Source organism: Acinetobacter sp. LipI_15 (assembly GCF_058242865.1).
The window spans coordinates 1009509-1034288 of record NZ_JBZAYN010000001.1; the positions used below are offsets into that span (position 1 = coordinate 1009509).

At 39.9% G+C, this 24780-nt stretch carries 21 protein-coding genes; 14 read left to right on the top strand and 7 right to left on the bottom strand.

The annotated features are described in order from the left end of the window. Positions 1-425 precede the first annotated feature (425 nt). From AC4CU0_RS04895 to AC4CU0_RS04925, 7 genes are all read left to right on the top strand, one after another. A complete protein-coding gene (locus AC4CU0_RS04895; protein WP_180126403.1) occupies positions 426-1178 on the top strand; it encodes an electron transfer flavoprotein subunit beta/FixA family protein in 753 nt (250 codons plus the stop codon). An 18-nt stretch (positions 1179-1196) separates the two neighbouring features. After that, on the top strand, positions 1197-2129 hold the full coding sequence (locus AC4CU0_RS04900; protein WP_490742593.1) for an FAD-binding protein: 933 nt from the start codon (positions 1197-1199) through the stop codon (positions 2127-2129). Between the two features lie 401 nt (positions 2130-2530). Next, on the top strand, positions 2531-2806 hold the full coding sequence (locus AC4CU0_RS04905) for a hypothetical protein (RefSeq protein ID WP_490742594.1): 276 nt from the start codon (positions 2531-2533) through the stop codon (positions 2804-2806). Then, positions 2778-3164, top strand: a complete 387-nt coding sequence (locus tag AC4CU0_RS04910; RefSeq protein WP_490742595.1) for a hypothetical protein — start codon at positions 2778-2780, stop codon at positions 3162-3164. The genes AC4CU0_RS04905 and AC4CU0_RS04910 overlap by 29 nt, the downstream gene beginning before the upstream one ends. A gap of 290 nt (positions 3165-3454) precedes the next feature. Further along, entirely contained in the window at positions 3455-6439 is a 2985-nt protein-coding gene (gyrA, locus tag AC4CU0_RS04915; protein WP_249732983.1) for a DNA gyrase subunit A, read from the top strand. Between the two features lie 91 nt (positions 6440-6530). After that, complete coding sequence (locus AC4CU0_RS04920) at positions 6531-7001, top strand: hypothetical protein (protein WP_490742596.1); 471 nt, start codon at positions 6531-6533, stop codon at positions 6999-7001. Positions 7002-7198: 197 nt separating this feature from the next. Next, on the top strand, positions 7199-7642 hold the full coding sequence (locus AC4CU0_RS04925; protein ID WP_490742597.1) for a DUF3887 domain-containing protein: 444 nt from the start codon (positions 7199-7201) through the stop codon (positions 7640-7642). A gap of 67 nt (positions 7643-7709) precedes the next feature. On the opposite strand, the gene gltP is transcribed toward AC4CU0_RS04925, so the two are convergent. After that, positions 7710-9005 carry a glutamate/aspartate:proton symporter GltP gene (gltP, locus tag AC4CU0_RS04930; protein ID WP_490742598.1) on the bottom strand — a complete coding sequence of 432 codons (1296 nt, stop codon included), beginning with the start codon at positions 9003-9005 and terminating at the stop codon, positions 7710-7712. Positions 9006-9465: 460 nt separating this feature from the next. Between gltP and AC4CU0_RS04935 the strand changes: the two genes are divergently transcribed. After that, the gene (locus AC4CU0_RS04935; RefSeq protein ID WP_490742599.1) at positions 9466-10014 is read left to right on the top strand and encodes a hypothetical protein; all 549 of its coding nucleotides are present in this window, start codon (positions 9466-9468) and stop codon (positions 10012-10014) included. Positions 10015-10133: 119 nt separating this feature from the next. On the opposite strand, the gene AC4CU0_RS04940 is transcribed toward AC4CU0_RS04935, so the two are convergent. The 4 genes from AC4CU0_RS04940 to AC4CU0_RS04955 are packed head-to-tail and all read right to left on the bottom strand — an operon-like array spanning position 10134 to position 15051. Then, complete coding sequence (locus tag AC4CU0_RS04940) at positions 10134-11252, bottom strand: ABC transporter permease (RefSeq protein WP_490742600.1); 1119 nt, start codon at positions 11250-11252, stop codon at positions 10134-10136. After that, positions 11249-12379, bottom strand: a complete 1131-nt coding sequence (locus AC4CU0_RS04945; protein WP_490742601.1) for an ABC transporter permease — start codon at positions 12377-12379, stop codon at positions 11249-11251. Before AC4CU0_RS04945 ends, AC4CU0_RS04940 begins: the two co-directional genes overlap by 4 nt. Further along, on the bottom strand, positions 12379-13542 hold the full coding sequence (locus tag AC4CU0_RS04950; protein WP_490742602.1) for an HlyD family secretion protein: 1164 nt from the start codon (positions 13540-13542) through the stop codon (positions 12379-12381). Before AC4CU0_RS04950 ends, AC4CU0_RS04945 begins: the two co-directional genes overlap by 1 nt. Positions 13543-13563: 21 nt before the next feature. After that, positions 13564-15051 carry a TolC family protein gene (locus AC4CU0_RS04955; RefSeq protein ID WP_490742603.1) on the bottom strand — a complete coding sequence of 496 codons (1488 nt, stop codon included), beginning with the start codon at positions 15049-15051 and terminating at the stop codon, positions 13564-13566. Between the two features lie 347 nt (positions 15052-15398). Between AC4CU0_RS04955 and serC the strand changes: the two genes are divergently transcribed. Then, on the top strand, positions 15399-16478 hold the full coding sequence (gene serC / locus AC4CU0_RS04960) for a 3-phosphoserine/phosphohydroxythreonine transaminase (protein WP_078190394.1): 1080 nt from the start codon (positions 15399-15401) through the stop codon (positions 16476-16478). A gap of 606 nt (positions 16479-17084) precedes the next feature. On the opposite strand, the gene AC4CU0_RS04965 is transcribed toward serC, so the two are convergent. Continuing rightward, the gene (locus tag AC4CU0_RS04965) at positions 17085-18017 is read right to left on the bottom strand and encodes a hypothetical protein (RefSeq protein WP_180009976.1); all 933 of its coding nucleotides are present in this window, start codon (positions 18015-18017) and stop codon (positions 17085-17087) included. A gap of 267 nt (positions 18018-18284) precedes the next feature. On the opposite strand from AC4CU0_RS04965, the gene AC4CU0_RS04970 reads away from it, so the two are divergent. Together AC4CU0_RS04970 and AC4CU0_RS04975 are read left to right on the top strand one after the other, a co-directional pair. Further along, complete coding sequence (locus AC4CU0_RS04970) at positions 18285-18773, top strand: YaiI/YqxD family protein (RefSeq protein WP_372491130.1); 489 nt, start codon at positions 18285-18287, stop codon at positions 18771-18773. A gap of 4 nt (positions 18774-18777) precedes the next feature. After that, positions 18778-19683 carry a DMT family transporter gene (locus AC4CU0_RS04975; RefSeq protein WP_490742604.1) on the top strand — a complete coding sequence of 302 codons (906 nt, stop codon included), beginning with the start codon at positions 18778-18780 and terminating at the stop codon, positions 19681-19683. A 7-nt stretch (positions 19684-19690) separates the two neighbouring features. On the opposite strand, the gene AC4CU0_RS04980 is transcribed toward AC4CU0_RS04975, so the two are convergent. After that, positions 19691-20260 (bottom strand): PilZ domain-containing protein, encoded by a 570-nt coding sequence (locus tag AC4CU0_RS04980; RefSeq protein WP_078192054.1) that lies wholly within the window; start codon positions 20258-20260, stop codon positions 19691-19693. 26 nt (positions 20261-20286) lie between these two features. Here AC4CU0_RS04980 and AC4CU0_RS04985 point away from each other — a divergent pair, with 26 nt between their 5' ends. From AC4CU0_RS04985 to AC4CU0_RS04995, 3 genes are all read left to right on the top strand, one after another. Next, positions 20287-21522, top strand: a complete 1236-nt coding sequence (locus tag AC4CU0_RS04985) for a lipoprotein-releasing ABC transporter permease subunit (RefSeq protein WP_078190389.1) — start codon at positions 20287-20289, stop codon at positions 21520-21522. After that, positions 21515-22198: a lipoprotein-releasing ABC transporter ATP-binding protein LolD gene (gene lolD / locus AC4CU0_RS04990; protein ID WP_180034388.1), complete on the top strand. Its 684-nt coding sequence runs from the start codon at positions 21515-21517 to the stop codon at positions 22196-22198. Before AC4CU0_RS04985 ends, lolD begins: the two co-directional genes overlap by 8 nt. 108 nt (positions 22199-22306) lie before the next feature. Beyond that, positions 22307-24766: a DNA internalization-related competence protein ComEC/Rec2 gene (locus AC4CU0_RS04995; protein ID WP_490742605.1), complete on the top strand. Its 2460-nt coding sequence runs from the start codon at positions 22307-22309 to the stop codon at positions 24764-24766. The last annotated feature ends 14 nt before the right edge of the window (positions 24767-24780 follow it).

The following is a 24780-nucleotide window of genomic DNA, read 5'->3' on the forward strand; positions in this document are numbered from 1 at the left end:
AGGGAGAAAAACACGCCAATTAGCTTCGGAAAAGTGAAATCAGAGCTAAATTCATTATGCTTCTATCTTAAATGACAAGTTTAGATATGTTGCCGAATGTGTAGAGGGAAAGCTCTATTTCAGAAAGATTGATCGAAAATTGATATTAAATCAGATCTTTTGATGAGCTAAATCAAGTAAAAAAATAATAAAAATCAATGCTTAAAAAATAACTGAATAATGCGTTTTTTTGGATAACTGAAGCATTCTTTAAAAAATGTGAACGATAAGTTCAAGGAAATTACGCTTTTTTACAGGTCTTTCGATAATTGTGACTTGACCGAAATGCCGTACACATTGCAAGATAGGGCACCTAAAAAATTTAAAGTGAAGAGTTAATATAACTTTTCTCAACATTTACATTTGCTAAAACAGCCGAGGATTACATGAAGGCTCTTGTTGCTGTAAAACGTGTGGTTGATGCCAACGTTAAAGTTCGCGTTAAGCCGGACAACAGTGGTGTTGACTTAACGAACGTTAAAATGTCAATTAACCCATTCTGTGAAATCGCAGTGGAAGAAGCGGTTCGTTTAAAAGAAAAAGGAACTGTTTCAGAAATCGTTGTTGTTTCTATTGGTCCTAAAGAAGCTCAAGAACAAATCCGTTCTTCTATGGCGCTTGGTGCAGACCGCGGTATCCTTGTTGAAGCTGACGACAGCCAGTTAGGTGCACTTGAAGTTGCAAAAATCCTAAAAGGTGTTGTAGAAGCTGAACAACCTCAATTGATCCTTCTTGGTAAACAAGCAATTGATGACGACTCTAACCAAGTTGGTCAGATGCTTGGCGCGCTTTTAGGTGCTGGCCAAGGTACTTTCGCTTCAGAAGTTAAAGTTGAAGGCGACAAAGTACAAGTGACTCGTGAAATTGACGGTGGTTTACAAACTGTTGAACTTGCACTTCCTGCAATCATCACAACTGACTTGCGTTTGAATGAGCCACGTTATGCTGCTCTTCCAAACATCATGAAAGCGCGTAAAAAACCGCTTGATACTAAGTCACCTGCTGATTATGGCGTTTCACCTGCAACTAAGCTTAAAACTGTTAAAGTTGAAGCTCCTGCAGAACGTAAAGCGGGCGTACAAGTGAAGTCTGTAGACGAGCTTGTAGATAAATTGAAAAACGAAGCGAAAGTGATCTAATACAGAAGGATAAAAATCATGAGTATTTTAGTTATCGCTGAGCACGACAACAAAGCACTAAATGGTGCAACTCTTAACGTTGTTGCTGCAGCGCAAAAAATCGGTGGTGATATCACTGTATTAGTAGCTGGTTCAGGCGCTCAAGCAGTTGCAGACCAAGCAGCTAAAGTTGCGGGTGTAAGCAAAGTATTACTTGCTGACGACGCTGCTTATGCTAATCAATTGGCTGAAAACGTTGCTAAATTAGTTGCTTCTATCGGTGCGGGTTACACTCACATCCTTGCTGCTTCTACGACAACGGGCAAAAACGTACTTCCACGTGCTGCTGCGCTACTTGACGTAAGCATGATCACTGACATCATTGCTGTTGAAGGTCCTAAAACTTTCAAACGTCCAATCTATGCAGGCAACGCGATTGCAACTGTAGAGTCTGGCGAGTCTGTTGTAGTTGCGACTGTTCGTGGTACTGCATTTGATGCTGTTGCAAGCGAAGGCGGCTCTGCTGCAGTTGAAGCTGTTGCATCTACTGGTGATGCTGGTATTTCTAAGTTCGTTTCTGAAGAAATCGTGAAATCTGAACGTCCAGAATTAACAGCTGCGCGTATTGTTGTTTCAGGCGGTCGTGGTGTTGGTTCAGGTGAAAACTATCACACTGTTCTTGATCCATTAGCGGACAAGCTTGGTGCTGCGCAAGGCGCATCTCGTGCAGCAGTTGATGCTGGTTTCGTACCAAACGATATGCAAGTGGGTCAAACAGGTAAAATCGTTGCTCCTGACTTGTACATCGCTGTAGGTATCTCAGGTGCGATTCAGCACTTGGCAGGTATGAAGGAATCTAAAGTGATCGTTGCGATCAACAAAGACGAAGAAGCGCCAATTAACTCAGTAGCTGACTACTGGTTAGTGGGTGACTTGAACACTGTAGTTCCAGAATTAGTATCTAAACTCTAATTTCTGAACGCAGTTCAAAACGCTCCTAAGCTTATGGTTTAGGGGCGTTTTTTTTGTGTGGAATGAATGCCGTTGTAGATATTCTTGATCATGCTTAATGGGATGAGGGATTCTTAATTTCGTACTTCAAAATTCTTACGATATTATTTCTTGTTGTCAGTATTAGGCACTACTGTAGCATAAGCTAAACGTATGTTGAAACTTAAATGGTAAGTAAGCAGGCGCAATCGCTTGGTAATAGAATAGAAATTAATAAATTATAAGAAATACAGAGATTTAAAAGAAAACAATCAAGACCTATTCTTCAAGCTTGAATCTTAAACTTAAAGCAAGCTTAAAGGATTGTATACTTTGTGTTAACATTTTTTTTATTGAACTTGCCCTTTAGGCGGAGTCTCCCTTTGAAATTTGATTTTCAGTTACCAATCAGTGTATTGGTGCTGATGATCTGCTGTTTACTTTTTCCTGTTTTACAAAGTATCTCTTTTCCTTTATTTGATGGAATGACTGTTACAGCAGTTGAATCGGTCCAAGCATTGTTATTGCTGTTTTTTGCGATTTTTACTTTTTTCTATATTCGACCACTTGAAATGCAAGATGGAAAGAAACAATTTTGGTTGTGGGCTGTCGCATGGTGGTTGTTGCTATTTGGTCGTAGCATTAGCTGGGGGGCGTGACTATTTTCCTGATGTGCCTAAACCGTATTTTCGTTTAATTTCGGTATTCATGATTGCACCTGTCGTCTTTATGCTGTTTTCGCCGTATTTACGCCAAGAAATTGCTCGTAAGCTAAAAACCTTGGCTTTACCAATTTGGCCATTGGGCTTGGTGATATTGGGCTTACTGATTTCTGATGCAGTTGAACATAGTCGAAGTCTCAGTTTTTTATTTTTGTACGATTTGGCTTATAAAGATTTCATCGAAGAAGTTTATGAATTTCCGCTTATTTTAGGTTTGTTTCTAACAGCATACCCATGGATGCAGCAGGACCATGTACCTCAAGAATTAGAGGTTATGCAATATCATAAAGAGTGATTTTTATCACATTTATGCCCCTAAATTTGAAGCTTCGAAAAGAAATCTTTTGAACATTAAACAACCTCTATTCGTAGAGGTTTTTTTCACAGCAAATAAAATCAAAATGCTTAAAATAAATACAAAAAATCATGGTTCTAGTGCAAGATGATTGGCACAAAAATCAGGGTTTTTATGCTATACTGTCCGACTTGATTTTTGATATTGGTTCAGTGTTTTTTGAACTAATTTTTACAGATTTACGATATATAAATGCGGGCAGAATTCTGCTTGTATAACAAGGAGTATGCATGAGCGTATCGGAAATTAGACCGATTGCCATTGAGGATGAACTGAAGAGCTCATATCTCGATTATGCAATGAGCGTGATTGTGTCACGTGCGTTGCCAGATGTCCGAGATGGTCTCAAACCTGTTCACCGTCGTGTGCTTTTTGCAATGCACGAATTGGGCAATGACTACAACAAAGCTTACAAAAAGTCTGCCCGTGTAGTCGGTGACGTCATCGGTAAATATCACCCACATGGTGACTCAGCTGTATACGAAACTATTGTTCGTATGGCTCAAGATTTCAGCTTACGCTATCAATTGGTTGATGGTCAGGGTAACTTCGGTTCTGTCGATGGTGACAGTGCAGCAGCAATGCGTTATACCGAAGTTCGTATGCGTAAATTGACCCACGAACTTTTAGCGGATCTTGAGAAAGATACCGTAGAGTGGGAAGACAATTACGACGGTTCTGAACGTATTCCACAAGTAATGCCAACACGTGTGCCTAACTTGTTGATTAACGGTGTAGCTGGTATTGCTGTAGGTATGGCAACGAACATGGCTCCGCATAATATGACAGAAGTCATTAATGCATGTCTGGCTTATGCCAACGATCCGCATATCAGCATTGAAGGGTTAATGGAACACATTTCTGGTCCAGATTTCCCTACAGGCGGCATCATTTACGGTAAATCAGGCATTGTCGATGCGTACCGTACTGGTAAAGGCCGTTTGCATATCCGTGGTAAATATCACATTGAAGAAGATCAAAAATCGGGCCGTAGCACGATTGTCTTCACTGAAATTCCTTATCAAGTTAACAAAGCAAAAACCATTGAACGTATTGCTGAGTTGGTTAAAGAGAAAAAACTTGAAGGTATTTCTGAACTTCGTGATGAATCAGATAAAGAAGGGATGCGTATTGCAATTGACTTGAAGCGTGGTGAAAACGCTGAAGTGATTGTAAATAACCTATTCCAAAATACCCAATTAGAAAATTCATTCAGCATTAACATGGTTTGCCTCGATAATGGTCAGCCTAAGCTAATGAACTTGAAAGATATTATTGCAGCGTTTATCCGTCACCGTCAGGAAGTGGTTACACGCCGTACTATGTTCGAATTGCGTAAGGCACGTGAACGTGGACATATCTTAGAAGGTTTGACGGTTGCACTCGCAAATATCGATGCGATCATTGAAACCATCAAAACATCTGCAAATCCAAGCGAAGCGCGCGAACGTTTACAAGCGGGCGAGTGGGCAGGCGGTGGTGTTGTTGCATTGCTTGAAAAAGCGGGTGCGGTATCTGTCCGTCCAGATGAAATTGAAGGCGAAGATCCAGCACGTCCATTTGGTTTAACAGGTGATATTTATCGTCTGTCTCCAACCCAAGTAGGTGCGATCTTAGAACTTCGTTTACATCGCTTAACCGGTCTAGAACAAGACAAGTTACAAGCTGAATATACAGAAATTCTTGGTCAAATTGCTGAATACACGGCAATTTTGAACGATTTCAACTTATTGATGAACGTGATTAAAGAAGAATTGGCTTTAATCCTTCAACAATATGGCGATGCACGTCGTACCGATATCGTGGAATCACGTATCGACTTCTCTCGTGAAGATTTAATCCCTGAAGAGCAAATGGTACTAACTGTTTCTAAATCAGGCTATGCAAAAACTCAACCTTTGTCAGACTACGCTGCACAGCGTCGTGGTGGACGTGGTAAGTCTGCAACTTCAATGAAAGAAGACGATTACATCCAGCATTTGATCGTGACTTCAAACCACGCAACAGTGCTTTGCTTTACCAATGTGGGTAAAGTTTATCGTTTGAAAGTGTATGAAGTACCTCAAGCATCTCGTGGTGCGAAAGGTCGTCCGATGGTGAACTTATTGCCATTAGATGAAAACGAAACCATCACCGCTATTTTACCTGTGGTTGATGCGCCGAAGAAATTTAAAGAACGTTTGGCTGACTTTAAAGCATTTGTAAAAGCCAATAGTGCACAGCTACAAACCAATGAAGTGATTAATAGTCATTTTGCTGGCTTAGAAGCTGCGCTTGCTGAGACTGAAGACGGCGCAGATGATTTATCTGACGCACTTCGTATTCAGTTGAAACAATTGGGTCTAGAGTTATCTACGACTGATCTTGATGATGAAATCATCAATGACTTTGCACAGCAAGCGGAAGCCGTTCGTAAAAACTTCTACGTATTTATGGCAACAGAATACGGTACGATTAAACGTGTTGAGTTAGAACAATTCTCGAATGTTCGTTCAAACGGTCTACGCGCGATTGAACTCAATGGTGATGACACCTTAATCGGTGTTGCCATTACCGACGGCGAACAACAAATCATGTTGTTCTCAAACGAAGGTAAAGCCATTCGTTTTGCAGAAACTGACGTGCGTTCAATGGGTCGTTCTGCCAAAGGTGTTCGTGGTATGCGCGTGACCATTGGTGCAGCAGCTCAAGCTGAAGACGCTGAGGATGCGGATGTAGAGTCTGATGATGAAGATACCTCTGATTCAGCTCTCATTAGCCGTATAGTGTCATTGGTGGTTGTTCCAGAAACTGGTGAAGTACTTTGTGCTTCAGCTAATGGTTATGGTAAACGTACACCAGTAGATGACTTCCCAACCAAGAAACGTGGCGGTAAAGGTGTTATTGCAATTAAAACATCTGAACGTAACGGTGAACTTGTTGGTGCGGTAGCGATTGATGCGTCTAAAGAGCTAATGTTAATTTCAGATGGCGGTACGTTGGTTCGTACACGTGCGTCTGAAGTGGCACAAACAGGTCGTAATGCTCAAGGTGTTCGTTTGATCCGTTTAGGTGAAAGCGAAATTTTAGTCGGTGTTGTGGCGATCGAAGCAGTTGAAGAAGACGAAACTTTTGAAGAAGTGGAAGCAATCGAAACTGAGCAGCTTGTAGATGACTCAACGATTATTGATCAAAATGACAATGAATCAGATCTCAATGAGCCTGAAGAAGACTAATTGAAGATTGAGAAAAGAGGGCGCTACGGCGTCCTTTTTGATAGATGAATAGTATTAACAAAAATTTATATAAACAAGAATAGTGACTTAAATGTATTTCAAAAAATTAATTAGAACCAAAGGAATAGTCATTTGTTTTGCATTAATGGGATGTAGTGAGCCGACGTCTGTAGAGTTTAATGAAGGTATAAAAAAAGAATCATCTATTCCTTATAAGCTGACACCTTTGCAACTTAAACACATCGAGCAATTGTATGTTGCTATACGTGATAAAGATTTAGATCAAATCCAGAAAATAACAGATGAGAAGTTTTATCAAGGTTTGTTAGAAGATCCAACATTATTACCAGAAATATCTTCATATATTCCATATTTTGAAAAAGTTTTAGATTATAAAATGTTGGAATATAAAAGTATTAAAAATAGTGTGCATGGTGAACTAATTGAAGCAAACTTTAAGTATGAATACGAGCAACAAACTGTATTTTACACCGTATTATTTAAACAAGATGATCCTTTGTCTAAAATTATCGGTAGTCATCTAAAGTTAGTACTTAAATAAACCCTTAGAATTTTCAGTGGTACTTTATTTAAATACATTAAAAGTGAAGCTCATTTACCTTGCGTAAGTGAACAGAGTTTAATTTAATGTACTGTCAACAAGTTGGAAAGAGAAAAGTTAAAGAGATATCTTAATTTTAATATCAACTTTGAAGTTTTATATATACTCAAAAGCTTAAATTAGGAATAAGTGTGGTTATGAAGGCAAATTTTTTGTTACTAGGTTGTGTTATAGCGTTGTCAGGTTGTGACCAAATTGGCCAAAAAGCATTAAATGCAATACCAGACCCGAGTGCTGAACAGACTGTAGTTGCCCAAGCTGCCTATGATCAGTTGCGTGAAGGCAATTTTGAAAAGCTGTACACCTACTTTGAACCAGAACTCAAAGCCAAGTTTGAACAGAATGAAAAAGAGCTGCGTAAATTTGCACGAGGTATTCCGAAACAAGATTACTCACGCAAAAATATAGTAGCAAAGCACATTGAAAAATCGACTGAAAAGCCGTCTTTATATACGGTCACTTATGAGTACGGTTATACCAATAAAAACCTAGTACAGTATGATGTAAGTTTTGATAAACCCGCAGGAAGTAACAAAATTCGAGATTTTAATATTTCAGTTTTTGGTGAAAAAAATAAATAAAATTAGGTAAAAAATAAAAAAAAGCTGTAAAAAAGGACGCCTAAGCGTCCTTTTTTATGACATAAAATTAAGCGGCATCTTTTAGATTAGCAGCATAATTTTTTTGTTTTTCAGTATCAAATTGGCCTTCCCATTTACTGATCACCAGTACCGCAAGAGCGTTACCAATTACATTCAGTACAGTACGTGCCATATCTAAAATACGGTCAATACCCGCAATAAATGCCAGACCTTCAAGAGGAATACCGACACTGCCAAGAGTCGCCAGCAAGACCACGAAAGAAACGCCAGGTACACCTGCAATCCCTTTAGAGGTAATCATCAAGGTCAGTACTAGAATCACTTGTTGGGTGATTGTCAGATCGATCCCGTAAAGCTGAGCAATAAAGATAGCCGCAATACTTTGATATAGGGTCGAACCATCGAGGTTAAATGAATAGCCAATTGGAATTACGAAACTGGTAATCGGTTTCGGAGCACCGTAAGCTTCCATTTTTTCCATAATACGGGGGAGGACAGTTTCAGAACTTGCAGTTGAATACGCGAGAATCAATTCATCTTTTAAGATCTTGATAATGGCCCAAACACTGAAGCCACAGAATTTAGCAACTGCACCTAATACAATGAAAATAAAGAAGAAGATTGCACCATAAACTAAAACTGCAAGTTTAAGCAGTGGCACAAGTGAGCTGAAGCCGAAATTCGCAACAGTTGCAGCAATCAAGCCGAATACACCAATAGGTGCAAACATCATGATCATGTGCGTAACTTTAAACATCGTTTCAGAAACAGCGGTCAACACTTTAATTAAAGGTTGTTTTACTTCCTGATCAAGCGCACCTAAACCTACACCAAACATCACAGAGAAAAAGATGATTGGGAGCATTTGACCACTAGTCAAAGCTGCAAAAAAGTTAGATGGAATAAGTGAAAGTATTGTTTGAATCAAACCATGAGAATGTTCACTGACTTCATGTGTTGTTTCTTGATACTTTGAAATATCGACTTGCGTCAATGCAGACATATCAATGCCGGCACCAGGTTGGAATACGTTGGCTGCAACTAAACCGACTAAAATAGCAACGGTAGTAATGATTTCAAAATAAATAATCGTTTTGAAACCTAGTTTACCTAAGTTACTACCGTGACTTGTATTGGCAATACCTAAAATAAGCATCGACACAACAAGCGGAATAACGATCATCTTAATGAGGTTAATAAAAATTGAACCCAAAGGCGTCAAAAAGTTATTAACTAAAGCATCACGATATTCAGGAGAATAGTGTAGGAAAGCACCAACAAATATACCTAGAATGAGAGCAATCACGATTTGCCAGGCAAGGCTCACCTTAATCTTTTTCATACATCAGCTCTTATGTCAGATTTGGGAGAAAAAAGCCCACAGTCATCCACGAACAAAAGTTGCAGACAGACTGAGTCCGCCATGACAAAAAGTTCTGAATAATTTGGGAGATAAATACGACAATATTTTGCAGTTTATATGAGAATACAGCTAACGATTTTGATCAAAACCAAACTGTTTGATCGATAAATTATCATTTTTAGTTGTATAAACGATTTGATTATTAAGTTTAATTTATAAAATGAATAAAATTGAGTTATTAATAAACACTTCACAAAATCTCTGATTTGCCTAGAAAGATCGAAAAACTAAATGTGAGCCTGTATTTTTCATTTTTATATAGAAGTTTGCTTTATACTTGTGAGGCAAATAAATCAGTGAAAATTCTATAAATCACACAGACCATCCGAACTAAATTTTAACTTTATATATTATTAATAATAAGCAGAGGGCTTTTACGGTGTTGAAAAAATTAGTCGTCATCATCGCTTTAATCTTACCTATAACGGCTTGTGAAAAAATTGGCGATTTCTTGATTGCAAAATTCGAATCAAGCCTACCAAGTGAGACAAGTTCACAGCGTGCGAAGTCAGAAAAATTATTCGTCGCGCTACACGAACCCCATCAAGACACCTTTTTGGCATTGGTTGAAGAAAATGTTCGTGATGCGATGCTGGCAGATCCAGAGCTGTTTTCACGTATGAAAAAACTGATTCCTGCAGGTCAACCTAGCGCTGAGGCGGAAGTGATTCAGCGAATGGCAAATACTCGGCTGGGAGAAGGTGAGACCACAACAATTGTGTATAAATATGATTATCCGCAAAAAGAACTGTATATGAGTGTGGTCTTTGCAGGTCATGATGGGGACGATAAAGTGAAAGGATTCTGGCTTGAAAACGCTGCAGAAAAAGAATCAGATGATTTGGTTACTGAGATCACCTCAGATGCAGATGATTTTGATATTCAAGTGGATGAAGCATCGACTGTGACGCCAAATGCATACAGTTAATTGGCGACAGAAAGCATTAAAATTTGAGACATGCTAAGAAGCAAAGCGTTCGAGTCCATGATGAATAGATTTGAACGCATTTCGTTTGATACTCGATATGTATAACAGCACAAACAGTTTTATCTTTTGGCAAACTTTAAACGCCGGACAGCAAGACATAAAAAAATCAGTCCAACACTGGTGAGGTAAAGCAGTTTAGGGATGACAATTGCTGTAGGCACACCCATCTGATTGAGTTGAAGGAACATTTGAATGCCTTGGGTTGACGGCAACACCTGAGCGAGTATTTGCATCCATTCAGGCATAGCTGCATGTGGCCATGCCGTTCCCGAAAGTAGAAATAGCGGAATAGAACTAAAAACGATGACATGTCCTGCACGTTCTGGCAGGTCAAGAAAGGTGGCTAGATAGAGCGTCATCGCAATAATACAACTGAGGAAGATGGGTACAGCAATGAACATGCCACAAAAATTTCCACCCCGTGGATAATCGTTCAGCCAAAAGGTAAAACCAAATAAATAGAAGCACCCTAAAGTCCCGATAGTCAAAATACACAAGAAAATGCCAGCTAATTGTGAATAGCTTGGACGCCATGTGGTGTTTTGTCGATAGGTCGCAATCAGCATGCACAGACCCAATAAAATCGTCTGATGAATAATTAAGGGAGCAACCGCTGGGAAAATATAGCTGCCGTAGCCTGAAAGTGGATTAAACAATGGAATCTTATGGATAGATAAAGCTGGGCTAAAATCGGATATGTTCTGGAATTTTTCTGCATATTCGCCGAGAGCATTTTCCATCGAACTGGCTAAACCTAAGCCAATTTTTTGCGTCTTTAGAAAGTTTGCAGCACTGAGATATAAACCAATTCCACCGGTTTCACCACGGCGAATGCTATTTGAAAGATTACTCGGCAACAGTAAAATCCCGTCAGCTTGCTGACTTCGGAGCATATTTTCAGCTTCCGCAAAATTACCAGTCACAGCTCGAATTTCTACATTGGGACTATTCGCTACAGCACCAATAATCGTATTGGTGAGTATGCTTTGTTCCTCATCCACCACAATAATGGGGAGCGATTCTGCGTGTTCCGCTTGATAAGCAATGGGATAAAAAAAACTGTAAAGAAAAACAGAAAGCACTAAGGTGGTAAAAATCGAACTGTGCTTAACAATATCTTTAAAGGTTTGAATATAGTGTCTGAGCAAAGTTGATAGAAATGACACGATTTTATTCATATGCTTTGCTCCTTCAGTACTTTCCGTAAAAAGAAGCTGGCAAGAACCAAATAGAACAGACAGTAAATGATCAGGGTGACAAGCGGTGTGATTGAAATGGAGATTGGGCTACCAATGACCCATTGTTCTGTTTGTAATTTGGCATAAGGCGTATAGGGAATAATATTGGCCCAGAATTTTGTAAACATCGGCGCGTTATTCAGCGGCAATGTTACCCCTGCAAAACTCAGTGATGAGCCACCATATACCGCAATAAAACCAAAAGATTTGGTGAGATCACGTGTCGCCAAAACTACAGTAGAACTGATAAAGGCATAGGCTGTATAAAAAAACAATTGCCCGAGCAAAATTAGCAGTAATGAACCCTGAACAAACCACCCTCGAAACACGATTAGCCAGAACATCCACGCCCATGTCCAAGCGGTAAAAATGAAAACATAACTGAGATTTTTAGCGATTAAAGCTTGAAAGACAGAAGTCGGTTTCACCCATTGATTTACAGTGCCATATTTGATTTCTTGACCGACTGAAAATGCGACACAGCAACACAGTAATAAATGCAGAATCGCAGGAATCATGTAGGGCTCTAAATAGAACTCGTAATTTAAACCAGGATTATATAAGGGTGAAATTTTGACATTGGGTGTCGGTGCATCAAGGTAGGGGATGCTATTTTCTAAATACTGATGACCACTAAAATCGGCTATAGCTTGTAATGTACTTAGTAACATGGCTGATGAAATACTATTGCCGACACTAAAATAGCTTTGGTTATAGGCAATGCTGACTTCTGCATCTTTTGCTTGAACCAGTCGTTGCTCTGCACCAGCAGGAATATGAATATAGCCCCAAATTTGAGTCTGATTTAAAAGCTTTTCAGCATCATCCATACTGGGTGTAATGGTGGTTACTTTTAAGGTATGGTTGAGCTGCGCAAAATGACTAATGTTACGGCTTAAACTGCTTTGATCTTGGTCTATGATCGCGATGGGTAAATGATCTGGTTTGCCTTGAGCAAACATATTAGTAAAGAGCAAAATCACAAGGGCAGGGGCAAGTGTGACCATACACAAGTCCCATTTATGCTGCATCAAATAGCGAAACTCACGCAGAATGCCCCTAAACATTATTTGCGCTCTTCAATTTTAAACAACACGCTCATACCCACTTTTAAGTCAGTAATCGGCTGAGCGGGTTTCAGTTGGACTTTAAAACTACGAATGTCATAGCCGCCCGTTTGTCGCGTGGTTTTAATCGTTGCAAATTCACCTTCGGCTTCGATGTGATCAATTTTAAACTCGGCAGATTTGTTTAGCGCCGGTATAAATCCTTGCATGGTCTTGAGTTGATACACTTGAGCATACTGGTCTTCACGGACATTTAAGCTAATCCATAAGCTATCATCTTGAATCAGGCTTACAACGGGCACACCCATCGCAACTAATTCTGAAACTTTGCCATAGGTTTTTGAAATGGTGCCATTGGAGGGTGCAAACAATTTGGTTTCAGCCTCAAGTGCATTGGCTTCAGCCAACGCGGCTTGCGCAATCTTGACTTGGGCATCTGCCGAGCTTTGTTGTTGTGGTGTACTGCCACGTTTTGCACGCGCATATTGTTGATAAGACGCTTCTGTCATTTGTGCAGCAGACACTGCGGCAGCTTGCATTTCATCACGGCGTTGTCGTGAAATCACACCTTCTTTATAGAGGTTTTGACCACGTAGGTAGGTGGTTTGCGCCAATTGTTGCTGTGCTTTTAGACTTTGCCAATTGGCATATAAACTATCAATATTTTCTTGTTGAGAGCCGCGTTCAGCTGTGGATTGCAGTGCTTGGGCAGATTGGAGTGCAGCTAAAGCCTGTTGTTTCTTTGCATCGACTTCAGGACTGGTTAAACGAACCAGCGCTTGACCCGCTTGTACTTTTTCACCGTCATGCACATATATTTCTTCGATACGGCTAGGTACTTTGGTACTAATGTGGATGGTTTCAGCCTCAACTCGACCTTGTAATTCAACCTGTTTGGGCTGATAACTTTTCCATAAGCCAAATGCAATCAATGCCAAAAGCAGAACTAAGACAATGCCAATCACGAGCTTGATCAAAGCAGATTTATTGCGACTTTGCACTGAGCTTTTTTTCGTCTCTGCATCAGTATTGGTATTCACTTTCTTTGGAGTATCCTCAGCAGTATTTGCTGTAGACGAAACGTTTGAACTCGAGACATTGGATTGGGATGTTTCAGCATTCGCAGAGGCATCTTCTTGGTGATCAGTTGGTTCCTGATTCATATTGTTTCCCCTCGGCTAAACTTAGCGAATATAGTCGGTGTGTGATTGATTGATATAGCTTTGGAACTGGTCAATGCTCCCGTGACTTTGTAGCAGTGTTGCGAGTGACATCACGTATTTATAAGCATTGAGCGCCATTTCACTTTGTAGCCCGCTCAGTGCATTTTGTGCATCAATCACTTGTGTGGCTGTTCCCATATCTTCTTTAAATGAAAGCTGTTGAATTCTTAAATTTTCTTGAGCAGCTTTTAGGTTTTGCTGCAACAACAGGTGACTTTGTTGAGCGCTGGTGACTTCATTAAATGAGCTATAGATCAGGCTTTCAATTTCTTGTTTCGTACGCTCAGTCATTAACTCAGATGCATAGCGTTGAAGTTCAGCGGCTTGTATGGATTTGTTTTTATCAACACCTGAAAATAAGTTGTAGCGAGCGGCAACACCAACGATCCAGTTTTGTTTATCGTCGAGACTATATTCGCCAAATGCAAAGACGTTGGGTTTTTTTGCTGCGCTTTGGGCTTTCACATTGGCACCGGCCAATTGACTGTCCAATTGCATTTTACGCACCAAACTAGACTGATCCTGATAACTTTTTAGTAAGGCGGTTATATTTTGATTGTGTTGCTGATTGATAAATAATGGCGTTGTAAGATCAGTAATTTGGCTGCTTTGCATTAAGTTGTTTAACTTAAATAAGCTAGAGCGTAAATTCGCTTCAGTATTTTGAAAAGTTCTGAGCGCATTATTCTTCGCCACTTCAAATTGCATACGCTGGCCTTTACTAATGAAACCCTGTTGTTCCATTTTGAGTGCATTGGCATAGTGTTGTTGCATCGCATTTAAATTGAAGCGGCTGCTTTCGACTAATTTTTTTTGTAATTGAGCATTGAAGTAGGCTTGGATTAATTCAAAACGTTGCACATCTTGTTGTTGTTCACTGCTTATCGCGCTGCGTTTGGCTTGGATATTGGCAATTTCCTTGGCGCTAGACGTTAACCCACCGGTATACAGCGGCATCATTACGGAAACGGTAGGGCGGATCACTTGATCATCTAAGACCACTTGGGAAGAATCTGGAATTAATCCGACACCATCACGGATTGGCTGTTGTAGACTGTCTTTTAATGGGTCTGCCAAATCACTCGGTAAGCTTTCATCAATTTTATTATTAATGCCATTACTCAGCGTTTGTTCTAAGTTATTTTTTAGGGCACCGAGAGGAATATCGAGTTCATTATGAAAGGCATAGGCACGGACGTTTAAATCCACACGAGGTAAACCAAGGCCTTTAATGGCCTGAGCTTGAAGTTCGGCAGATTGTTGTAGCGCTTGGTTGGCCTGAGTACTATACGAACTAGTGAGTAGACTTTGTTCTGCTTGGCTATAATTGATACTTTGCGCAAGTACCGTGGTGCTAAAAAAGCCACTGAAACAACCAAGGCCAAGCAGTAAACCTGAACGAAATGTATGTTTAATTTTTATAGAATAATCTGTTCGAGGTAAAGGCATAAAAATACACTCACAGCTAGGATGGGTTCATTATAGTCATTGTGATGAAGTTGGGTAAATTCACTAAGTTGTTGTATTGTTTCATATACATATGTAAATAAATTTTATCTTCGCAGCGCACGTCATTTTCGCACATCAAGACCTTAAATTAGCATCAATTCAAGGGATAAAAAATATCAGTAAATCTAATAATTTGAATTAAGAAGAATTAATTTTGATCTTTATTGAAATTTTGACTTTAAATGTCAGACAGCATTGGAATATTTTCAGCTTTAACTACTGCAAGCACGCGTCAGATATGGTTAAATGCCATCATTTTATTGTGTTTCACTTTGAAAGGAAAACTCATGCGCGCGTACAACTTCTGTGCTGGTCCTGCTGCATTACCCACTGCCGTTTTAGAAAAAGCTCAAGCTGAAATGCTTGACTGGCAAGGCAAAGGCCTTTCGATCATGGAAATGAGCCACCGTAGTAAAGACTATGTCGCTGTGGCAGAGAAAGCAGAAGCTGATCTTCGTAAGCTGATGAATATTCCAGACAACTATAAAGTGTTATTCCTTCAAGGTGGCGCATCACTTCAATTCTCTGCGATCCCATTAAACCTATTGGGTAAAAACAGCAAAGCAGACTATATCCACACGGGTATTTGGTCTGAAAAAGCGTTGAAAGAAGCACAGCGTTATGGCGACATTAATGTCGTTGAAGCGGGTACGAGCATTGACGGTAAACTTGCGATTACTGATCAAAGCACTTGGAACTTATCTGATGATGCGGCTTATGTGCATTATGCAGATAATGAAACTATTGGCGGTCTTCAGTTTGCCAACATTCCTGAAACAGACAAGCCATTGGTTGCCGATTTTTCATCAAGCATTTTATCTGCACCATTAGACGTCTCTAAGTTCGGTTTAATCTATGCAGGCGCTCAGAAAAATATTGGTCCGGCTGGTTTAACTTTGGTGATTATTCGTGATGATTTATTGGATCAGGCGAAAGCAGATATTCCAAGTATCTTGAAATATTCAGCTCAAGCGAAAAATGGTTCAATGGTGAATACACCTTCAACTTATGCATGGTACTTATCTGGCCTCGTTTTTGAATGGTTACTTGAGCAGGGCGGTGTAGACGCAATTTATAAAGCGAATATGGCAAAAGCTGAATTGCTTTATGGTTATATCGATTCAAGCGATTTTTATGCAAATCCAATTGCAAAAGAATTCCGTTCAATCATGAACGTACCATTTACTTTGGCAAATCCAGAATTGGAAAAACAATTCTTAAAAGAAGCTGAAGAAAACCACTTGCTTAATTTAGCCGGTCACCGTTCAGTGGGTGGTATGCGTGCAAGTATTTATAATGCTGTTCCACTTGAAGGCGTTCAAGCACTCGTTAACTTTATGGATGACTTTGCGAAACGCAACGCATAATTGTAGAGGCATAAAAAAACCGGCCAATGCCGGTTTTTTTTATTGAATAGATTAAAAAATAAAAGTATGTAAAACGTATGCACAAATCAGCATACCTAACATAAAAAATAAGCAGGACATTGGCTCGATTGGATATCGAGATTCCATGTGATGGTCAACTTGCGATAAGTTTTCTTCTTGCACGACTTTCATAGATATTCTTTCCGATCTATTTATCGTTAATTACTATTTCTTAAACGCATTTTTAACATAATTATTTGATTAAATAAAGTACTATCTGCCATAAACTTACTAAACTATTTAGTTTATTTAAAAATAAGCAACCGAATTGCTAAATTTAGTTTCATAAATTCCCTATGTTATTTATTTATATTAGTTTTTTATATTTTATCTTTTGCAGATGGATTTATTTTTGGCATTATTTTGAATTTAATATTGTGGATAAGTTATTTTAATTTGAATTTAAAAATAGAATAAATCGACTATCTTGTGGATAAAAAATATTCAATTATTTAAATATTCAGCGAATACACATGATTAGCGAGAAATAAAAAAAACCGCACTGAGGCGGTTTTTTTTATTTGAAATAGGGTTTTTGAATTCAAATTAGGCAGATTTCGCGTAAATATTGGCTTGTATCCACAGGTTGCCACGAATATATTGCCCAACATTGAAATCTTTATGCGCCGGATTTCGTGTTGCAACACGAACAATCACCGCTTCTTGGTTTTCTTCGTGGATTAAGGTCACATCATACAACGTATAGTCTTGCTCTTTAAATTGCATGGCGGTTTTGCCAACAATATGCCCTTGGAACCATGCTTCGTCTTCTTGGCCAAGATTTTCACCATATAGGTATGCAACCATTTTAGAAAAATCGACGGTCACTGGCGCTTTGTCATCTTCAGACTTTGGTTGCCACGCTTTAATCTGTTCGTGTAAGTCAGCAGGGGCAACACCATTATTTGCTGCCAATATATCGTTTAAAGCACGATGATGTTTAATCGATGCAGGATCGTCAACAACAAGCTGTTCATGTTCTGCGACAGCTTCGAGTTCATAGGCCCAAGCATTGAGTTGCACACTGTAGCTTGCATCTTTTTCATATTGGTCGTGATTGACGCTATATAAACTATCAAAAGCATACACACTGGTATTTGCGCCTAAGTCGAGGCAAAGCACTGCTTGTGTATTGGATTTACAGGTAATAATACGTTCAATGGTGGCTTTGGTTTTATATGGGCTATCAAAACTTGGAAATGCAGTTTTAACGGCTTTAGGTTTATTATTTTCTACCGCAATTACTTGGCACAGTTGAATCGACGCTTGTGATGGACCTTGAATCAGCCAGGTACTTTGATCCATATCAGATTCTTGTGCGCATAAGCCCATTGGCATAATGGGTGCATCCAATGCCTGACCCAGCCAAACTGGTACATCCGTTGTCGGGTTGCCGGTGAGCAAATTCCAATGTTCAACATGACTACCAAAAGTTTGATCTTCAATAGTGATAATTTCAGGGCTATTTTGTTTTTTCATATGCACAATTGATATTGGGTTGGTTTCATAATTAATAAATCGAGGGTTATTTGAAATTTTCAAGTCACCGACGTCATATTTATCATGAAATCATGCATAAAAAATGTTTTCAGTAGGATTTAAATGTAAAAGCATTGGAAAATAAGTCCAAGTTGGAGTCATTTTGCAGCTTTTTTTATTCTCATGATTAGAGAAATGTAGATCCATTCAGCGGATGCAGATCCCCAAATTGTCATGTAGATTTGTTACTATGAGTCATGTTTAAAAGTGAATGGAAAATCAGTGCTGCCATTTAAATTATGGGTGGATGCAGATGCGTTACCACGCATTTTACGTGATGTAATTATTCGTGCTTCTGATCGTTACCAGTTAGAAGTCACTTTTGTCGCCAATCAAAATGTTGGGATAACGCCGTCGGTGCGGATTAACTCGATTCAAGTCATGAGCGGGGCAGATGCAGCGGATAAAGAAATTATTCAGCGCATGAAAGAGCACGACATCGTGATGACACAGGATATTCCGCTTGCTGCTGAAGTGATTGAGCGGGGCGGTATAGCGATACATCCACGCGGTGAGATTTATACCACAGCAAATGTCAAAGCTCGTCTACATTTACGCGACTTTATGGATACATTACGGGGCGCAGGTGTGCAAACTGGTGGTCCAGCACCGATTTCAGAACGAGATAAGCGCGAATTTTCTAGTAGCTTAGATCAAACCATTCAAAAGCAAAAACGAAAAACGGCACAGAAATAAAACCATGCCATCTAAAACAAACCTCGCGACGACCTATGCGTTGTTGGTGTTCATTTGGTCGACCACGCCACTTGCCATTGTTTGGAGTGTCAGTGATATCAATGCGTTTTGGGCACTGACATTACGCTTTTTTATCGCATTACCCTTGGCTGTCGCATTATTGTTTATTTTTAAACATAAACTGCCGATGGATAAAACCTCGCTGCACAGTTATTTGGCAGGGGCGTTTAGTTTTATTGGTTCTCAGATTTTTACCTATATGGCAACGGCCTATCTCAGCTCAGGTATTATTGCCTTGATGTTTGGTTTAGCGCCAATTATGACGGGTCTGATCGGTCGTTTCTGCTTTCACACCTATCTACATCGCTTGCAATGGATTGGGATGTTGATTGCCGTCTGTGGTTTAGCCATTATTTGCTTGGGCGGCAGTGATCAGCACGTACAGCCTGTTGGTATCTTCTTAATGTTAATGAGCGTATTCGTCTACTGTATGTCGATTTTTTGGGTGAAAAAAGTCAATGCACCATTACAGCCTATGTCTCAGGCCACGGGTTCGATTCTTATCTCAGCACTATTTTCTGCCGCGATGCTACCGTTTATTTGGCAGTATGCACCGACACAGATGCCTTCGACCAAAGCACTCATTGGCTTATTTTATGCAGTGATTATGGCTTCATTGATTGCAATGTTTTGTTATTTCAAACTGGTACAAAACATCAAGGCGACAACTTTGTCTTTAACAACGGTACTCACACCCATGCTTGCTATGCTCTTTGGTGCTTTACTGAATGATGAAAAATTATCATTGATGGTTTTACTTGGTGCTGTGATTCTATTATCAGGCTTGTTTGTTTATTTTTATAAAGATTTTCGGGCGAACAGAGAGCTCGCCCACAAATTAAAACATTGATTAAAAATCACTCTTTGTTTTGGGTCAGTGCGATACACTCTGCAAGTTTGACGCGGTCTTGAGGGAGCAGTGTGATAAAATAGGCACCCGTACGGTATAAGTTGCTTTCTTCTTCACGGCTATAAACCACTTGCGCAGTTGCCGCAATATGGAAGAAATTTTCAGGGTGGCTTAAGGTCACATGGATATAAGTACCTTCTTTAATTGCGCGTTCGCTAAAAAAGCTCAAACCAGTCTCTGAAAAATTCACATGCTCAGGCACTGGTAACATGCTTTGTACAATTGCGTCGTATAAAGAACCCGTTATCAGGTTTAACTTTTGGTTAAATAAGGATAAGATTCGAGCAATTTGTTGATCTTTCTCAGCTAATTGTTCTAATTCGTAGTTGAGTGCATGATCAAATTGATCTAATTCAGCAAGTAGTAGAAAATAGCGCGGCAATACAAAATTAGGATCGTAAGGATCATTCAGTGCAACATCATCAGAGATAATCTGATAGTTGATGCGCAAAGCAGCATCGATACGCGACATTACACGGCGTTCAGTTTGAACGCTTTGATGCTGTAAGTTTTCCATAATATATTACCTCGGACTAGATGGTTATGTTTAAACCAATCTCGCTGTATATAGGGTTGAGATACACTCGCGCTCGGCGCAGTAACCACTTTATTTCTTTTATTGCTCTGGTATCCATGATCGGCCTCACGCTTGGTGTGGCAGTCCTTATTACAGTTTTATCTGTGATGAATGGTTTCGATCGTGAGCTGAAAACTCGTGTCTTAGGAATGATACCTCAAGCCACTGTTTCTTCAACACAAATTTTAACAAATTGGCCTGAACTTGCAAAAAAAATTGAGCAGCATGAGCATGTTCAAGGGGTCGCTCCATTCACCCAATTACAGGGAATGTTGACGGCACAAGGTCAAGTGTCTGGCATTATGGTCAGTGGGATTGAACCGCAGTATGAAAAAAAGGTATCAATTATCCAAGACCATATGGTGGAAGGCAGTATCGATAACCTGAAAAAAGGTGAGTTTGGTATTGTCCTTGGCAAGCAAATGACAGATGCCTTAGGTTTAGGCTTGAATGACAGTGTGACCTTAGTGCTTCCTGAAGCAACTCCTTCGCCGGCTGGGGTCGTTCCGCGTTTTAAACGATTTAAAATTGTGGGTATTTTCAGTATTGGTGCAGAGGTTGATTCGATGATGGGCTACGTGGCCCTGAACGATGCGTCGACTTTATTAAGACTGCCAGATGGTGCGCAAGGCATCCGTATGAAGTTGGATGATATTTTTGCAGCGCCACAAGTGTCTCAAGAAATTGTGCGTGATCTACCTGCAAACTTCTATGCTTCTGACTGGACTTATACACACGGCAACCTATTCAGCGCGATTCAAATGGAAAAGGCAATGGTGAGTTTATTGCTGTTCCTGATTGTATTGGTTGCAGCATTTAATATCGTGTCTTCATTGGTGATGGTGGTTACTGATAAAAAATCCGATATTGCCATTTTGCGTACTCTAGGCGCTTCACCGGCTACAATCACGCGGATCTTCATGGTGCAAGGTACAGTGATTGGGGTGATTGGTACGGTGTCTGGGGCGATTTTAGGGATTATCGCTGCATCGAGTATTAGTAATTTAGTCGGTTGGTTGAATACAACATTGGGCTTAAATATGTTTGATGCTTACTTCATCAACTATTTACCGTCTTATTTAAGATGGCAAGATGTTGTGGTGATTGTATCTTTATCATTGGGTCTTAGCTTTATCGCGACTATTTATCCGGCATTACGTGCAGCTAAAGTTCAACCTGCAGAGGCTCTACGCTATGAGTAATTTAGTTTTAGATGCCCAAAACATTACCAAATCTTTTACCGATGGGAAGTCTACAGTCGATGTGATTCGTGGACTTTCATTACAAGTCAAAGCAGGTGAGTTTGTTTCGATTGTGGGGTCAAGTGGTTCTGGTAAAAGTACGTTGTTGCATGTATTGGGTGGCTTAGATCGTCCAACATCGGGTCAAGTGATGATTAATGGTCAACGCTTTGACACTTTAGGTGAAGCAGAGCGTGGTTATATCCGTAATGAGCATTTAGGTTTTGTGTATCAATTCCATCACTTGTTGCCTGAATTTACCGCCTTTGAAAATGTGGCAATGCCATTGATGTTACGTAAGTCGAGTAACTTCAAAGAAGTGAAGCAGCAAGCTGAATATCTTTTGGAACGCGTTGGACTTTCCCACCGCATGACGCACAAACCTGGTGAGCTTTCAGGCGGTGAACGTCAACGTGTGGCTTTGGCTCGTGCATTGGTAGCAAGACCTAAGTTGATGATGGCTGATGAGCCAACAGGGAACTTAGACCGCAAAACCGCTGTGAAGATTTTTGAGTTGCTGTCTGAGTTACGTAAAGAATTTAACATGGCAATGCTAATTGTGACCCATGATGAATATTTAGCTCAATCTGCTGATGCGATTTTGCATATGCAAGATGGTTTATGGGTAGATGACTAAGCGCTAAATTGATTTTGTAAAAAAAATTAGTGGATTAAGATTGTTTGATTGAAGCTCACCGCGGTGGGCTTTATTATTGCCAGCACATAATAAAAATAATGACGACTCATGTTACAAAGTTTTTGTATTGGCTGGATTTTAGGCATTTCTTTTATGGGTTTCAGGTTTTGGAATCCACAACTCTCGACAGCTCAGTTGCTTTTTATTGTCCTGATTTGGCTAGGTTTACAGCTTGGTATTTCACCAAAACTAAAAAGTATTTTTTCGAAAATCTTACAGCTCAGTACAAATTTATGCATGGGTGCAATTCTCGGCTTTAGTTTCGCTAATACTCAACTCGATCAGCGTTTGGCATTGGTTGAGCATCAGAGCAGACAAGGCGAGTTTATTGTGTATATCCCACAAATCAGCCAACTCAAAGACCAAGCGATTCAGCAAAAAATCGAAGTGCTCAATCTGAATCAGCAGATTCAATATTTTATGGCGTATTTACCCAATTCAATTTTGCAAAGTCATGAGCAGACGATCCAGTTGGTCCCTGGACAGTACTATCGTATGTATGGTGAGTTAAGGCCTACGCAGAGTTATGTGACCGAAGGTGCATTTGATCAAGAGCGGTGGAGCATACAGCAAAATATACATGCCAGTTTAAAGGTGAAGTCGGTCGAACTTATACCACCTCAACATATGACTGCGATGGGTTATGGTCAACAGTATCAACGGCATCAAGGTGTGTTACATCAGTTCAAAATACAAGTCGAACAACAACGTTTATATTTAAGAGCGTTTGTATATCAACAACCGCTGCGGAATCATGGCTTGTTGTTAGCACTGCTTACAGGCGATAAAAGTTTACTCACTGAAGGCACTAGTGAATTATTTCAACGTTTTGGCATGAGTCATTTATTGGCAATCTCTGGTCCGCATGTGTTGGTATTTGCCAGTATGCTCTGTTGGGCGATACAGTTAGCTATTCGAAAATATTGTCCCAAAATCTATCTCAAATGGCCCAAACAGTATGTTTTGGTCGTGCCCTTTATCTTCTGTGTCCTTGTATATTGTGCATTTACCGGTTTTGAAATACCGGCGCTGAGAACGCTGACGATCTGCCTTGTCGCCAGTAGCATGCTGTTGTTACGGCAAACCATTCAGCCTTTTCAACTGCTGGTTTTTAGTGCAGCTATTTTATTGCTCGTGGATCCCTTTAGTATTTTATCTGCGGCATTTTGGTTGTCTTATGGCGCATGCTTTATTTTACTGCGGATTTATCAAACCTTAAGGAAGCATTTACTGGCTCAAACGGACGCCAGTTTTTGGCAAAAGTTAAAGCATTCAATGTGGTTGATGGTGGAATCACAATGGAAAATCTTTGTCGCTTTATTTCCATTGATGGTGATTTTTTTCAAGCAAGTGACTTGGATTAGCCCACTAAGTAATTTATTTGCCATCCCGTGGTTAGGGACTGTGGTGGTTCCTTTAGATATCATCGGAGGGGCACTTTCTTATATTTCTACACCTTTGGCGCATTTGGTTTTTTTATTCAATGATCTGTGTTTAGAAGTGTTACATGTATTTCTCTATGGCTTAGATCGACTCTTTGCACCAAAAATGCACGATGTCGCATTGACGTCAACTCAAATCATACTGTTGATACTCGTTGTAGTAATCTTATTTTTACCTGAAGGTATCTTGCCAAAATATTGGGCGGTCATTGCCTTTTTTGCTCTGTTTATCCCATGGAGAAATTCAGCAAACTTTCAACTTTCAATTCTAGATGTGGGGCAAGGGCAGGCGATCTATATCCGTTCTGTAGATCATCATATGATGGTAGACTTCGGTGGAAACTATGATGAAAGTCAATTTAGTGTCGGGCAAAATATCATCCGGCCATTTTTGAGTGTGAATGGTGTCCATCGACTAGATCGGGTGTTATTGACTCATTTAGATCAAGACCATAGTGGTGGCTTTTTCTCATTGGAGCAACAGCTTGATATTGGGCAGCTTTCAAGTAATGAACGGGTACAAACCACGAACCAAGCTCCACAGCGTTTATGTCAACGTGGTCAGCAGTGGAATTGGGATCAGCAAGTCTATTTTGAAATACTCTCGCCAAAGCCTGAAGATCTGACAGATGCCAAATGGAATGCCAATGAACGTTCTTGTGTTCTATATGTCACGGTCAAAGGCGTCAATGGCCCACGACATTTTCTATTGATGGGGGATGCCGGTTGGGAGACGGAATATCAAATATTAAGTGATTATCCAGACCTAAAAGTCGATGTCTTGGTGCTTGGACACCATGGTAGTCGGCACAGTTCATCCTATGCATTTTTAAACCATTTTAAGCCCAAGTTGGCGATTGCTTCCGCAGGGCGTTTTAATCGTTATGGACATCCTGCAAAGATAACCAAAACACGGCTCAAACAATTAGACATTCCACTCTTGCAAACTGCACAAAGTGGAAGTATCCATTTCAAGCAAAATAAACAGCAAATTGAACTAATTGAAGAGCGGACAAAGTATAAATGGCTCGATCTATATCGCAGGCTATCAAAAGAATCCGAATAGAGAAACTCACTCAA

Excerpts from the sequence above, each read along its gene's own strand:
- AC4CU0_RS04895 (WP_180126403.1), top strand. The coding sequence starts at position 426 with ATGAAGGCTCTTGTTGCTGTAAAACGTGTGGTTGATGCCAACGTTAAA.
- AC4CU0_RS04900 (WP_490742593.1), top strand. The coding sequence starts at position 1,197 with ATGAGTATTTTAGTTATCGCTGAGCACGACAACAAAGCACTAAATGGT.
- gyrA (WP_249732983.1), top strand. The coding sequence starts at position 3,455 with ATGAGCGTATCGGAAATTAGACCGATTGCCATTGAGGATGAACTGAAG.
- AC4CU0_RS04920 (WP_490742596.1), top strand. The coding sequence starts at position 6,531 with ATGTATTTCAAAAAATTAATTAGAACCAAAGGAATAGTCATTTGTTTT.
- AC4CU0_RS04925 (WP_490742597.1), top strand. The coding sequence starts at position 7,199 with ATGAAGGCAAATTTTTTGTTACTAGGTTGTGTTATAGCGTTGTCAGGT.
- gltP (WP_490742598.1), bottom strand. The coding sequence starts at position 9,005 with ATGAAAAAGATTAAGGTGAGCCTTGCCTGGCAAATCGTGATTGCTCTC.
- AC4CU0_RS04940 (WP_490742600.1), bottom strand. The coding sequence starts at position 11,252 with ATGAATAAAATCGTGTCATTTCTATCAACTTTGCTCAGACACTATATT.
- AC4CU0_RS04945 (WP_490742601.1), bottom strand. The coding sequence starts at position 12,379 with ATGTTTAGGGGCATTCTGCGTGAGTTTCGCTATTTGATGCAGCATAAA.
- AC4CU0_RS04950 (WP_490742602.1), bottom strand. The coding sequence starts at position 13,542 with ATGAATCAGGAACCAACTGATCACCAAGAAGATGCCTCTGCGAATGCT.
- AC4CU0_RS04955 (WP_490742603.1), bottom strand. The coding sequence starts at position 15,051 with ATGCCTTTACCTCGAACAGATTATTCTATAAAAATTAAACATACATTT.
- serC (WP_078190394.1), top strand. The coding sequence starts at position 15,399 with ATGCGCGCGTACAACTTCTGTGCTGGTCCTGCTGCATTACCCACTGCC.
- AC4CU0_RS04965 (WP_180009976.1), bottom strand. The coding sequence starts at position 18,017 with ATGAAAAAACAAAATAGCCCTGAAATTATCACTATTGAAGATCAAACT.
- AC4CU0_RS04975 (WP_490742604.1), top strand. The coding sequence starts at position 18,778 with ATGCCATCTAAAACAAACCTCGCGACGACCTATGCGTTGTTGGTGTTC.
- AC4CU0_RS04980 (WP_078192054.1), bottom strand. The coding sequence starts at position 20,260 with ATGGAAAACTTACAGCATCAAAGCGTTCAAACTGAACGCCGTGTAATG.
- AC4CU0_RS04985 (WP_078190389.1), top strand. The coding sequence starts at position 20,287 with ATGTTTAAACCAATCTCGCTGTATATAGGGTTGAGATACACTCGCGCT.
- lolD (WP_180034388.1), top strand. The coding sequence starts at position 21,515 with ATGAGTAATTTAGTTTTAGATGCCCAAAACATTACCAAATCTTTTACC.
- AC4CU0_RS04995 (WP_490742605.1), top strand. The coding sequence starts at position 22,307 with ATGTTACAAAGTTTTTGTATTGGCTGGATTTTAGGCATTTCTTTTATG.